The 14329-nt window shown below is 27.3% G+C and carries 14 protein-coding genes; 11 read left to right on the forward strand and 3 right to left on the reverse strand.

Annotated elements, in window-relative coordinates; genetic code table 11:
* Positions 1-24: 24 nt before the first annotated feature.
* The 10 genes from ACPKM0_RS08335 to ACPKM0_RS08380 all read left to right on the forward strand — a co-directional run bounded on the left by ACPKM0_RS08335 (position 25) and on the right by ACPKM0_RS08380 (position 10199).
* Positions 25-2103: a type 2 periplasmic-binding domain-containing protein gene (locus ACPKM0_RS08335; RefSeq protein ID WP_472475068.1), complete on the forward strand. Its 2079-nt coding sequence runs from the start codon at positions 25-27 to the stop codon at positions 2101-2103.
* Positions 2104-2175: 72 nt separating this feature from the next.
* The gene (locus ACPKM0_RS08340; protein WP_472475070.1) at positions 2176-2718 is read left to right on the forward strand and encodes a hypothetical protein; all 543 of its coding nucleotides are present in this window, start codon (positions 2176-2178) and stop codon (positions 2716-2718) included.
* Entirely contained in the window at positions 2711-3154 is a 444-nt protein-coding gene (locus ACPKM0_RS08345) for a hypothetical protein (RefSeq protein ID WP_472475071.1), read from the forward strand. The genes ACPKM0_RS08340 and ACPKM0_RS08345 overlap by 8 nt, the downstream gene beginning before the upstream one ends.
* A complete protein-coding gene (locus ACPKM0_RS08350; protein WP_472475072.1) occupies positions 3147-4217 on the forward strand; it encodes an ABC transporter ATP-binding protein in 1071 nt (356 codons plus the stop codon). Before ACPKM0_RS08345 ends, ACPKM0_RS08350 begins: the two co-directional genes overlap by 8 nt.
* Position 4218: 1 nt before the next feature.
* A complete protein-coding gene (locus tag ACPKM0_RS08355; protein WP_472475073.1) occupies positions 4219-4671 on the forward strand; it encodes a hypothetical protein in 453 nt (150 codons plus the stop codon).
* A 16-nt stretch (positions 4672-4687) separates the two neighbouring features.
* Positions 4688-5200, forward strand: coding sequence for a hypothetical protein (locus ACPKM0_RS08360; RefSeq protein WP_472475075.1), 513 nt, complete (start codon positions 4688-4690; stop codon positions 5198-5200).
* Positions 5201-5205: 5 nt separating this feature from the next.
* Entirely contained in the window at positions 5206-7125 is a 1920-nt protein-coding gene (locus ACPKM0_RS08365; RefSeq protein ID WP_472475077.1) for a hypothetical protein, read from the forward strand.
* 13 nt (positions 7126-7138) lie between these two features.
* Positions 7139-9103: a heparinase II/III domain-containing protein gene (locus ACPKM0_RS08370; protein WP_472475079.1), complete on the forward strand. Its 1965-nt coding sequence runs from the start codon at positions 7139-7141 to the stop codon at positions 9101-9103.
* On the forward strand, positions 9100-9435 hold the full coding sequence (locus ACPKM0_RS08375) for a cupin domain-containing protein (RefSeq protein ID WP_472475080.1): 336 nt from the start codon (positions 9100-9102) through the stop codon (positions 9433-9435). The genes ACPKM0_RS08370 and ACPKM0_RS08375 overlap by 4 nt, the downstream gene beginning before the upstream one ends.
* A 14-nt stretch (positions 9436-9449) precedes the next feature.
* Complete coding sequence (locus tag ACPKM0_RS08380; RefSeq protein ID WP_472475081.1) at positions 9450-10199, forward strand: SDR family NAD(P)-dependent oxidoreductase; 750 nt, start codon at positions 9450-9452, stop codon at positions 10197-10199.
* A gap of 65 nt (positions 10200-10264) precedes the next feature.
* Here ACPKM0_RS08380 and ACPKM0_RS08385 read toward each other — a convergent pair whose 3' ends face one another.
* Positions 10265-11278 carry an SDR family oxidoreductase gene (locus ACPKM0_RS08385; protein WP_472475083.1) on the reverse strand — a complete coding sequence of 338 codons (1014 nt, stop codon included), beginning with the start codon at positions 11276-11278 and terminating at the stop codon, positions 10265-10267.
* A gap of 277 nt (positions 11279-11555) precedes the next feature.
* On the opposite strand from ACPKM0_RS08385, the gene ACPKM0_RS08390 reads away from it, so the two are divergent.
* Positions 11556-12926, forward strand: a complete 1371-nt coding sequence (locus tag ACPKM0_RS08390; protein WP_472475085.1) for a sodium-dependent transporter — start codon at positions 11556-11558, stop codon at positions 12924-12926.
* Between the two features lie 62 nt (positions 12927-12988).
* On the opposite strand, the gene ACPKM0_RS08395 is transcribed toward ACPKM0_RS08390, so the two are convergent.
* On the reverse strand, positions 12989-13552 hold the full coding sequence (locus tag ACPKM0_RS08395) for a TetR family transcriptional regulator (RefSeq protein ID WP_472475087.1): 564 nt from the start codon (positions 13550-13552) through the stop codon (positions 12989-12991).
* Positions 13553-13567: 15 nt separating this feature from the next.
* On the reverse strand, positions 13568-14314 hold the full coding sequence (locus tag ACPKM0_RS08400) for a hypothetical protein (protein ID WP_472475088.1): 747 nt from the start codon (positions 14312-14314) through the stop codon (positions 13568-13570).
* Positions 14315-14329: the final 15 nt, after the last annotated feature.

Raw genomic sequence — 14329 nt, forward strand, 5'->3', positions numbered from 1 at the left:
TTATACCAAAAGGAGGTATATTATATGAAAAAAAGAAATATTGCTTTAATTACTTTATTAATTACTGCATCTTTCACTTCTGTATTTGCTGGAGGATCTAAAGAAATTCCAGGTGAAACTGACACAACAACTCAAGAGGCAACAACACAAGTTGTTGACGTTGTTAAAGATGATTTAAGTGAAAATATAACTCTTAAATTCAATTTATCTTATGGTAATAAATCTAGAACTATGACTTATAATCAAAGTTCCCCTTTAACATTATCAAATGGAGACGTAATTACAGCAGGTATGCTAAAACCTGTTTGGAGTGATATAGCAGAAAAAACAAATAGCACATTTTATGATGTTTCTATTCAAGATGCTAAAGCTACTGATATGATAAAAACAGCATCTGCTTCTAACTTTAGTGATGCAAACATCTTTGGTGGAAATAGTATTGCTACAGAATTAATGGCATATGGAGCTCAAGGAAAGTTTGTAGCTTTAAATGAGTTAATGGATCAAGGTTTAATGCCAAATTTCAAAGCATATTTAGATGCAAATCCAGATGTTAAAAAATCAATAACTACTTATGATGGAAATATTTATCAAGTACCATATATTGCTGAAGTTGGCAACTTTGCTAGAACTTTATTAATTAGAGAATCTTGGGTAACTGACCTTTTAGATAGAAGTTATGCTAATTATGATACTGATAAATTTACAACTTATTATGATGGTTTTTTTGTTAACTCTAATGCAAGAAAAAATACAGTAACACCAAAAGAAGGCTTATCAATTACTAAAAAAACTAATCAATCCATTATTGAAATCCAAAATAATTTATCTGTTAAAAATGGTAAAACTTTAACACAAGCTTTTATTAAATACATTGATAATAACTATGATTATGATACACCTTCTGAATTATTTATTGGTGAAAAAGCAGCTTATGATATGGATGAATTAATTGCTTTATTTAGATGTGTAAAAGCTAATCCTCAATACTTAACTGATGGAAAAGCAGATGAAGTATGGCCATTCTTTACAAGAAAATCATCTTATAGAGAAGATTTATTACGCCTTGCAACATATTTTGATGGCGTTGAAGTTCATGGTTCTGATTCATATGCTTCAAGATGGTATATCGATGAAAATGGTCAAATCCAATTTACATACACAACTGAAGAAATGTATGACTCATTAGCTAGATTTAGTGATTTATTTGCTGAAGGTTTACTATATAGTGACTGTTTTGATCTTTCTAATAAATCAAACTTCAGATCAATTTTATGGGGTACTGATGATAGTGAAACAGCAAGTTATGGTTTCTTAACTTATGACTGGATAGCATCTTCAACTTCTGACTCATTAAATTCTGACACTATTGTAATTCTACCTCCTGTAGCAAAAGTTAATGGTGTATGGCAATACTATATTGGAAATAGTCGTGTAATAAAAAATGATGGTTGGGTAATTTCAAAATCGGGTTCAACTGATAAACAAATAAGAAGAGCTGCAACAGTTATGGATTATTATTTCTCTGCTGATGGTCAAATTGAACAAAACTATGGATTACTTGAAGATATTGATAAAAGTGAAAAATACATTGGACCAGCTGGAAAAGAATGGCCTAAATTTGATGATTGGGTATTAGAAGCTGCAAATAAATATGCTTCTGGCGATATTTCAAGATTCTTACGTGACTGGGAAGGTGCTCTAATGCCAATTGGTTACCCAAAACAAATTGGATTCGAATATCAATCAACAAGTCAAAGAGGTTTTGAAGGTTGGGCTCTATTAAAAGCTTCTACTACAAATTTCCCAACTTATGCTGGTGATGGTATTAAAGGAGATAACCCTAACTATTATAAATTAATTCCACCTTCATACTCATTAACACCAAGACAAAGTGAAACTATTGATCAATCTTCTAGTTTATCTAGTGATGACGATGTAACAGAATATATATTCAATGTAATTCGTTATGCAACATTAAATAATGCTCCTAGTGGAACAGATGTAGCAATGAATTATGATGAATACTTAAAATTCTTCACAGATAGAGGCTTAGATATTTACATAAGCACATACCAAAATGCTTATCAAAATATGAAATAAACTTTTTTGGAGGGGGGGCCCTCCCCCCCTCATTCTTCTACACCATTACTTTTTATTAAGGAGAAAACAAGTATGCAAAAACAGCTACAACTACAAAAAACTATGATGACTCTATATATAATCATAGCTGTAGTAGCATTTTCTTATTCACTTTGTTTTATGACAGCTTACAAAGATTTATTTGGATTAATGCTTAAGCAAAACTCAAATATAGCCTATTTTCATGATGTTTTTATGCAAAACTTCAATCAACAAATATTTTGGTTTACTTTATATGGAGTGGTATTAATCGCTTTATTTTATATTTTTGGGGTAAATAAATATATACCAGACTTAATAGCAACCGTTGTATTAACTTCAGTTTTATTAGTTGTATGTATCTTTTGTGTTTATTCCATAATTGAATTACCTAGCTTACAAAAAACATATCTTTCTTTAGATTTTAGTGGCTTAAGCTTAGAAGGTGCTATTGATTATCAAATTAAAACAACAACTTTCATAGTTGGAGTAATTATTTTTGTAATTGATTTTCTTATATCTCTAATAAGTGCTTTATCCCTAATAAAAAGTCATATTACTTATAAAAAAATTAAGAGGAGAATGATTAATGGATAAAAGGGAACTAAAAGAAAAAACTATTCTAACATCTTTCTTCCAAGGTAACTCAAAAGCATATTTTATTTCTTTATGCTCAACGTTATTTGAACTTTGGTACACATTATCAATTTTGGATGTAATAGAAGTCAATTATATGATGGGTATCATTACTTTTGTAAATATAGCATTACTTTTTGCTCTATTTACTGCAGCTGTAAAAATAAAAGTATATTCAAAAAAATGGGCAATAAATACATTAATTGTAGGTATTTATGCAATTTTTAGAGCTTTATTTATTATTCCTTTAATAATAAAACCATATCAAGAGATTGGATTAAATATACTATTAAATTTAATTTTAGGAGCATTATTAATTACTTCTGGATTATTAACATTAAAAATAATAAATGAAAGAAAACCATACATAAACGAAATGGAGCATATTAATGAGTAAACTTGAATTTTCTAATATTACTAAAATATATGACGGTGGTGTAAAGGCTGTTGATGATTTTAATCTAGAAATAAAAGATGGTGAATTTGTTGTTTTAGTTGGACCATCAGGCTGTGGAAAATCCACAATGCTTAGAATGGTTGCAGGACTTGAATCAATTACTTCTGGAACATTTAGTATGGATGGCAAAGTTGTTAATAAACTTCCTCCAATTGAAAGAGATATTTCTTTAGTATTTCAAAATTATGCTTTATATGGAAATATGAGTATTTACGATAACGTTGGAATGAGTTTAAAAGTTAGGCACAAACCAAAAGTTGAAATATATGATCAAGTAATGAAGACTTCTGAATTTTTAGGAATTAAAGAATTATTAAACAGATTCCCAAATCAATTATCAGGTGGTCAAAAGCAAAGAGTAGCATTAGGCCGCTCTATTTCTAGAAACCCAAAATTATTCTTAATGGATGAACCCCTATCTAATTTAGATGCTAAACTTAGAACCTTTACACGAGGTGAAATAGTCAGAATTCAAAGAGAGCTTGATATTACAACATTATATGTTACACATGATCAAATTGAAGCAATGACTATGGCTGATCGAATTGTAATTATGAAAAATGGAATAATTCAACAAGTTGGAAAACCAACAGATGTTTATAATAGACCATCTAACCAATTTGTAGCAGGTTTTATTGGAATGCCTCCTATGAATATAATAAAAGGTTCACTAAAAAATGGTTGCTTTATATTTAAAAACAAAAAAATCGAATTAAATGAAAATGTTTATAACTCGGTTAAAGCATATGAAGGCAAAGATATTAATCTAGGATTTAGAAGTGAAGATGTTGAAATTTCTACTAATGAAAAAAGTTTTAGTGCAAAAGTATTATACAAAGAATATTTAGGTGGATGTTATTCATTATTTTTAGAAGCTGAAAATCATAAAATTACTGCAACAGTATCTGAAAAAGCAAACGTGGAAAAAGAAAAAGTTAATGTTGAAATTAATCAAGATAAAATGCATTTCTTTGATACAGAAACTACTCTAAGGATTAATTAATATGAAAACTAATAAAAATATAACTAATATATTATCAATAATTGCTCATGATTTTTCATTATTCAACATTACTAAAATCATATTAATAGTAGTTTCATTTTCTTCTCTTATATTAACATCACCATACATTCAAGCTCTACTAAGATTAGAAAATGCAATTTGTGGCTTTATAATGTTTATGTTTGTCTTAATGTCAGTCGTAGCTTTATTTCAAACTATAAGAATGCATAATGATAAAGTTATTAGCCAAATTAGTAATTTAATTATTGTAATTATTACAGTGATTATAGGATATCAACTTTTGAAAATCTATAATGATGCTTTCATCGTACAAAATAAAATAAATAATCCTGAAGTTGTAATTCATGCAATCACTTTATTAAGAAATCAACTGATCATTTACTTAGTTGGAACAATTACATTAATTGTCCAAATCATAAAAACATTGAGATAAAAAAATGGAAATAATAATGAATAAAAAAAAGAATAAAAACAAAATCAAAGATAACACTAAAGTTCTATTAATTAGAGCTTGGGTTGCAGGTGCTGTTTATTTCTTTTTAGCTTTTGGATCCTCTCTTGGTCAAAGTCTTACAGGAATAGATTTAATATTTATGCTCTCAACAGCATTAGGATTAGTTACTATTTTTATATTTGATCCAATTATTTATTCGATGTTTGATATTACCAAAAGAGGGATAATTATAAATAGTTTGTATAAAAATAGAACTGTTGTTCAAGGTGTAATAATGAAGTTATTTGAATTTGCAAAATGTTTTATAACAGTTATTTTTACATTCTATACTTATTATTTAATTAACTTATTATTAAACACTATAAATAATGCTCCAAAAGATACGATCATATTAAAAGGAGAACCTATATTATTTGCAGTATTTTACTGTTTTTTCTACCAATTATTATCTCTTTTACCTTCCCCTTTTATGTCAGTAAAAAATATAAATGAGAAACAAATAAGGTAAATTAAATGAAAAAATCACACTATATATTTATTGGAAATTTAAAAACATATTTAGATAAATGCCCTGAAAATAGAGATAAACAATTAATTAGATTATTAAATCAATGTGAATCTTATTTCTCAATTAAGCTTTCCCCAACTCATCCAAAAGGTAGTTCAACATTTATGGCCTTTGCACAATTAAACTTAGCTCTTGCTTATTTATTAACAAAGGATGAGAAATATTTATTAGAAGCAAAGAGATGGATGCTTTGTGTTTGTGGATATGAAAAATGGGGTCATGCTCATTTAGTAAACGTTGATTTAAGTGCATCTTGGAATTTATTTGGTTTATCTTTAGCTTATGATTGGTTATCTCAATCACTAGATCATAAAACGAATAACATTGTAAAAAACAAATTAAAATTACAAGCAGAAGTTTTATATAACTATGCTAATGAAAACAATACAAGTGGTTGGGTAATTCAATATTTACAAAACCATAACTGGATTAATTTTACAGGTTTAGCAGCTGCAGGATATGTATTAAATAATTCAAACTATATACAAATGGCAAAAGATAATTTTGATATTGTATACCCATTACTAAGTGAAGATGGCTCAGATTATGAAGGCGTAGTATATTGGCGTTACGGAGCTATGTGGTTATTTATGTATGCATATCTTCTAAAAAGTGAAGAAAATATAGATAAATTTAGTGAAGTTAAATTTTTAGAAAACACAATATATTATCGCATATATCAAAGTGCTCCTGATTTATCTAGACAACTCAACTTTGGAGATACTCATGACACTCATAGTGGACATCCTGCTTGTATTTATAGGCTAGTAGCAAAAGAATATAATAATAGCTTCGCACAATACTTAGCTTCATATGTTATAAATAATTTATTAGAAGAAGAAGCTAAGATGAGCAAAGTGAAACCTGGAATAATGCCTGAAGCTTTTTTAGAGTATCTCTTTTATGATCCAACTATTTCTGAAAAAAATATAAATAATCTACCATTATTTAAATATTTTCCTGATTTAGGATTGATAACAAGCAGAAGTAGCTGGGAAAAAGATGCTAAAGTATTTAGTTTTAAATGTGGTTATCCTGGTGGAAAAAAACAATGGTTAACTTTAGGTGAAATGAAAGAAAAAACAGGTTATGAATATAGAGGCTTATCCCACAATCATCCAGATCATCTAAGTTATATTATTATCAATGGGGAAAATTATTTAACTGCTGAAGATGGATACAATAGAAATATTATGGAATATCATCATAGTTCTCTATTAGTAGATGATAAATTATGTGATGTACATAATGTTAACGATGTTTATCTAAGTTCATTTAATAAAAGAGTACAAGATAATAATTACAATAACATTCACCTAGAAAATGAAAATTATAAAGCTGAGATAAAAAATATAAACTATAAAAACAACTTTTTAGAATTTGAAAGTGATGCCCATAAATTATACCCAAAAGAATTAAAGCTAAAAAAAGTTGGTAGAAAAGTATTTACTGATAATAAAACATTCATAGCATTTATCAATGCTTTTGATAGTGAAATACCTCATAAATATAGTTGTATTTGTAACACTAATGAAAAAGCTATAGCTGTAAAAAATGATACTACTATATTAAACGCTTTAAAATATAGATATGAAAAAACTAATATTAACTACTATACCTTTGCTCTAGATAATAACATTTTGAGTTCTACTAAGACTAGTTTTGAAATTAAAAGCGTAATGACAACACAAGAACCAGATAAGGTTTGTACAGTAAATATACAGTCACTAAAACATGAAACTATAAATAAAGAAACTAAGTTTTATATGGTTGAAATTTTTACTTTCGATAATAGTTCGTCAATTAAATTTATTAATAATGAATTAATAGTTTCTAATCATACCTTATACAAAAAAAACAACTAAAGGGAAAAGTTATATGAATTTTTTAAATAGTAATTTTAAAACAGCAATAGATAATAATAAAGAATATAAAAACGTAATAAATGAGTTCAAAAATGATGTAAATAATTTTATTGAGAATTTTCATGATACCCCTAATACAAGAAGCAACTGGGGTCATCAATATTTTTGTAACAATGATGGTGGTAGATTAATATTTGATATTAACAAGCCCAAAGAACATATTTGTTCTGTTTGTAATAAAGTTTATAAAGATCAACCATATGATGGCGTTTGGACCTATATGTATAGAAATGAAGCTATAGTAGAAGCTTTAAAATCAGCAACAATTTATGCTTATACAAAAGATGAAAAATATCAATTAATTACTATGGAAATAATTGGTTTCTATAGTGACAACTATGATAAGTTTGTAATTCACAACAAAGAAGGACTTGAATTTGAAGATTATGAATCCATGTCTTGGGGTTGTGGAAAAATCATGCCACAAGGTTTAAATGAATCCATAATTGCAATCAGAATAGTTCAAGCCTTAGAGTTAATTCAAGAAGATAAAATATATGATTTTATAAATTCTGTAAAAAAGAATTTATTATATCCTATGATTGATTTATTAACTCCACAGGTAAATATGATTCACAATATTAGAGTTTGGAATATTGCTGCAATTGGAACAATTGCACTCTATTGCAATGATTCGAAAATTTATGATTGGTGTTATAATTCTGAATTTGGAGTTAAAAATCAACTCAACAAAGGTGTTACTAAAGATGGATTTTGGTTTGAAGGTTCTATTCATTATAATTTCTTTTTGTTAGAAGGTATTGTAACTTTAATGCTCTTAAGTGAAGTGCATAATCATCCATTTATGATTAGTGAGAAAAGAATAATTAATCATATGCTTGAAAGAGCTTATAATTATTCTTTTGATAATGATATCCTTCCAAACCCTAATGATGGATGGCCAAATTTAAATTTAAAAACATTTAGCTACATATATCATATGGCAGCTAGAGTATTTGATGATGAAAATAGCATAAAAAATATAGTTAAACTAATTGAAAATAAACATAATGTTAGAACTACTTTACCACTTTCTGAATCTATATATAGTACAAATCAAATAGCCTTAGAAAGATTATTATTTAATACAGATTATAATTATTCAAAAGTTAAACCAATCGATAAATCTAATTACAATTATGAAACAAGTAATTTTGCAATGCTTAGAAATGAAAACATAAACCTATTTGTTAAATATGGACTAAATGGACCAAGCCATGCTCATCCTGATATTTTAAACATTGAAGTAGCTTATAAAGATATTATGATTTCAAGAGATATTTCTAATGCTGGATATCAATCAACTTTATGTAATAAATGGCACAGAAATACATTTTGCCATAATACAGTAATTTGTGGTGGTGAAAACATCACTAGTAGAACACTAGGAATAGCTAAAATTAGTAACAATAAAATCGAAGCTTCACATAAAGATATGTATGAAAATATAAATTACACAAGTCAAATTGATCATACTGAAAAAATAAAACAACACTCAGATATATATAAAGATATAAATTATAAAAGGAATATTGAAATAATTAAAAATGGTTTTATAGATAAATTTTTTGTTGAATCAAAAAACACTTTAACTAAAGATTATATCTTTCATATAGAATCTCCATTCAAAATTTCAAGCGATAATTACTTTAAAGAAAAAGTTAATAATCTTGGATATGAAGATAATGGCTACCAATATTTAGAAAATATTTTTGAATTAAATACTAATGAGATACTACTATCAAATGGCTCATTATTCATTAACTTATCATTTACTTTACCCATTGATGGAAAGTTATATGTAATGAAAACAATGGATAATCCTGTATCAACTAAACGAATAAGTTTCTTAATTAGAAGCAAAATAGAAAACCCTAAATTTGAAATGAAATTAACATGTAAGGAGACAAAAAAATGAAATCATTCTTTTACAATCATGACATTGCAGCTGAAACAGTTGGAAAAGGAATCACAAGAAAAGTACTAGCACATAATAAAGAATTAATGGTGTGTGAAATTGAATTTAAAAAAGGATCAATTGGAGTCTTACATAAACATTTCCACTCTCAATGTTCTTATATAGTTTCAGGTGTATTTGAATTCGAAATTGATGGCGTTAAAAAAATACTTAAAGCGGGAGATTCAACTTACAAACAACCTGATGTCATGCACGGATGTGTATGTTTAGAAACTGGCAAATTAATAGATATCTTCACACCTATGCGAGAAGATTTTATCAACGATAAATAAACAAGGAGTTTATTATGGAAAAAATTGCATTAATTACAGGTGCAACCGATGGAATGGGTTTAGCATGTGCTAAACTATTTGGAAAAAACGGATATACTGTTATTATTAACGGTATAATGGATGATCAAGCTGCTGAAGCTCAAAAAGCTTTAGATGCACTAAATATTAAAAATGATTATTATCATTTTGATGTAACAAAAGAAGAAGAAATCAAAGAAGCTTTTGTTAAAATCAAAGCAAAATATGATCATTTAGATGTATTAATTAATAACGCAGGTGGTCTTGGTGGAAGAAAGAAATTTGAAGAAATGGATATGGAATTCTTCAGATTTGTAATGGCTTTAAATTTTGATAGTGCTGTATTCATTACTAAAGAATGCATCCCTCTATTAAAAAAAGGTGAAAATGCAAGCATAATTAACTATGCAAGTAACGCAGCTTATAATGGTGGTGGCCCTGGTGCTGGAATATATGGTGCTAGTAAAGCAGCTATTGTTACTGCAACACGTGCTATGTCTAAAGAACTAGCTCCTTTCAACATTAGAGTTAATGCAGTAAGCCCAGGTACTATTGATACTCATTTCCATGACAATATCAAACAAACTAATCCTCAAGTTTTCGAATCATGGAAAAACAACATTTTATTAGGTAGATTTGGACAACCTGATGAAGTAGCTTCAGTAATTAAATTCTTATGTAGTGAAGATGCATCTTTCATTACTGGTGAAATTATTCAAGTAAATGGTGGTCAAGATTTTCTATAAATCAAAACTATAGTAGCAAAACTTCACCCTTGTTTTAATTTAAACAAGGGTGATTTATATCATATTTATATATTTTTTTTTGCACTCTCTAATACATTTATTACAGAATCACACCAACTATCAAATTCAGGGTCTTCTTTTTGTAACTCAGGATGAGATAAAATATAAGAAACACATTCTTTTATACCTTCGTCAAATCTAATTTGACTACAGAAAGATGGAACAAGCCTTTTTAGTTTTGAATTATCAAAAACAACACTATTAGCTTTATCTCCAATTAAACCACCTTTGAAATCATATGATGAAACAGAATCTAAAAAATCAGATGCAACATAATAAGGTTTTAATTCAACATTTAGGGCATCTGCTATTGCTTGATATATTTGATTCCAAGTTAATGATTCATCACTTGTAATTTGAACAGCTTGGCCAATTGCATGTACATTAGATAATAGGCCTACAAAAGCATTCGCAAAATCTTTATTTGATGTCATTGTCCACAATGATGTACCATCACCATGAATAATAACTCTCTTTCCCTCCAACATTCTTTTTGCTACTTGCCAACTACCATTATCACCATGAACACCTAAAGGTATACTTTTATTACTATAAGTATGACTAGGCCTAACTATTGTAATTGGGAAACCCTCATCTCTATATAATTTCATCAATAAATTTTCACATTCAATTTTACTTCTCGAATATTGCCAATAAGGATTAGATAGAGGAGTTGATTCAGTAATTTTATAATCTACAAGAGGTTTTTGATATGCTGAAGCAGAACTTATAAAAATATATTGTTTTGTTTTATCTTTAAATAAACGATAATCTCTTTCAATAGCACTTGGATTAAAAGCTATAAAATCAGCAACTACATCAAAATTTAATTCTCTAATTAACTCACTAACTTTTTTTTCATCATTAATATCACAAGTTAAATAAGTAACACCATCAGAACCTAATTCTTTATTTTTAGAACCTCTATTTAATATATATAATTCTTCTTTCATAGAAATTAATTTTTTTGAGATAGCAGAACTTATAGTTCCAGTTCCTCCAATAAATAATATTTTCATACACTCTCCTCTAAATTAGTTAATTGCATAAATATTGTTTCACTTAATACCTAATGCATAATATAACATAAATTTCTTCTCTATAGTTTATTATCTTTTTACCTTTAGCTTTCTGTATTCTAAAATATAAAATTAGCTTTTAATAAATTATTAACTTATTTTTTACCATATAACACAAAACAATAAGTTTAAATCTATTTAATTATTATACTCTTGATTAACTATTCATTATAGTGATAGTGTTATGTTGCAAAATTTTTATATATAGAAGGTTAAAATGAATACAAAAGGACAAACTAGAGCATCTTTCTCTGGGAAAATGGGTTATGTTTTATCAGTAGCAGGATCTGCTGTAGGACTTGGAAATATTTGGAGATTTCCATACTTAGCAGCAAAATATGGTGGTGGAACTTTTTTATTAGTATATCTAATATTAATGGTTACTTTTGGATATGCATTAATAATTTCGGAAACAGCATTAGGAAGAATGACAAAAAAAAGTCCAGTTGGAGCTTTTCAAAGTTTTGGAAAGACCTCATCTTTTAAAGTAGGTGGATGGATTAATGCAATAGTTCCTATGTTAATAGCCCCTTATTATTGTGTAATTGGTGGATGGGTATTAAAATATCTTGTTTCTTATATAAAAGGAAATACTCTCTCTATCGCAGATGATGGTTATTTTACCTCTTTTATTACTAACGGAGTATCAGTTGAACTTTATTTTGTAATTTTTGCATTAGCTACTGCATTAATAATACTATTTGGAGTAAAAAAAGGAATAGAAAGAGTTTCTAAAATAGCGATGCCTTTATTACTACTGTTAGCAATTTTTGTAAGTGTTTATTCAATTACAAGAGAAGGTGCATTAGAAGGAGTAAAATATTTTTTAATTCCTGATTTAAGCAAATTATCTTTGATGACATTTGTAGCAGCAATGGGACAATTATTCTATTCTCTGTCTCTAGCAATGGGTATTTTATATACATATGGTTCTTACTTAGAAAAAGATGTAGATATTGATGCTTCTACCTCACAGATAGAATTATTTGATACAGGTGTTGCTGTTCTAGCAGGACTAATGATTATTCCAGCAGTTTTTGCTTTTTCTAATGGTCAATTAGAAACTTTACACGCTGGACCTTCATTAATGTTTATAACAATTCCTAAAATATTTGCTAGCATGGGATTTGGATCAATTATTGGTTTTATATTCTTTTTACTAGTTTTTGTTGCAGCAATCACATCTTCTATTTCACTTGCAGAAACTTGTGCTTCAACTTTCGAAGATCAATTTAATTTAAGTAGAAAGAAAAGTACTATAATTGTCGCATTAATTATAATTGGACTCGGAACTTTATCTGCACTAGGATTTAGTTATTTAGAGTTTATCAAGATAATTAATATGACTTTCTTAGACTTCTTTGATTTTATTACTAATTCAATAATGATGCCAATAGCAGCATTAGCTACCCTTATATTAATACTTAAAGTTGTTGGTTTAGATAAAATTGCAGAAGAAGTTGAAATTTCTTCAAAATTTAAAAGAAAAAAAGTCTATAATTTCTTTATGAAATATCTAGCAGGAATTTGTTTAATTGTAATATTAGTAAGTTCAATTGCTAATGTTTTCGGTTGGATAAAATTATAATATAAAACAAAGATTAAGAAAGAATCTTGATAGATTCTTTCTTAATACTTTTATAAATTTTATTAATTATCTTTATTGATTACATCATAAAAAAGTTTAGCTAATTTTATAGACAGTACAGATCCAACACTAATTAACTGTTCTAAATATTCATCAGGTGGTAGAACAGGATATCCTGTTAACCATCTTAAAAACGATGAAACTAAAAAATCAGAAAAAGATTCAGATAATGTTATTATTTCTATATCATAATCATCTGCTTCTATAACATCTTCAACTATAGGTTTTATAATCTGACCAAAATAATCTCTTAAACTATGTGGCCCCATTTCTTGAAAAGCTTTTCTATAAAAATTTGCATCATTATATAAACAAGTTAAAAAACATAAAGCACCTTCATAACTGTGAATAGATTCACATTTTTCAAATGTATAATCAATTACTTCTTCTTTAAAAATCCAAATTAGTAATTCATATTTATCACCAAAATGATAATAAAAAGTTTTTCTATTTATATTACAATCACGACAAATATCTGATACAGAAATTTTACTTATACTTTTGCTTTTCATTAGTTTCTTAATTGATGTCGCAATTGCTATTTTTGTTAAATTATTATTTGCCATTATTTTACTCTTTATTTAATTTGTTAATGAAAATTCAGCACTTAAATAAAAAGCTCCAACCACATAAGCGTCTTTCGTCAAAGGATTACTTATAATATTTTTACTATAGATAATATCTAAATTACCTAAATCGGTATCTAAGGTAGATATAAAACAAGGATTTTCTCCAAACTTATATTCTTTAGTTTCAATAACTTTTGCAGCAATTAAATTAAATAAGATATTATCTAAAAATCTATTTTTCTCTTCCTCAGTCAAATCTTTTTCTAAGCTTTTTATATAATAATAAGGTAAAACTGATTTATCTCTTAAAACAGCATCATTAACAGCTGACTCATAAGATTCTCGATTTTCATACACCTCTAAAGATGATGGATAAGCACATAATTGTAAACTTACAATCGAGTTTTCATTCATTTCACCTTTTACTAATCCTGCATGTACTAAATTCACTAAAAAAGCTGTCTTTTCATCTAATGATGAAAAAAGCACAGCAGGAATTTCTGCAGTTTGTCCCAAACTAATTACTGGTTTACATATATATTTATTTGAATTTATAAAATGTGAATCAACACCTACAAAATCGTAATCTTTACTATCTCTATTAATACGTGCAACAAGTTCAAGACCTTCATCATAGGTATAAGTTTTATAATCATAATCTTCACCACTAATTTTGTTAACATTATTGAATAATTCAATAATATCATTTTGATTCTTTGAAAGCTCACTTAAACCTAAACTATCTAAAAAAAATGCCATATTTCCTCCACTTGC

This window comes from Pleomorphochaeta sp. (assembly GCF_050031695.1).
Taxonomy (GTDB): Bacteria; Spirochaetota; Spirochaetia; order Sphaerochaetales; family Sphaerochaetaceae; genus Pleomorphochaeta.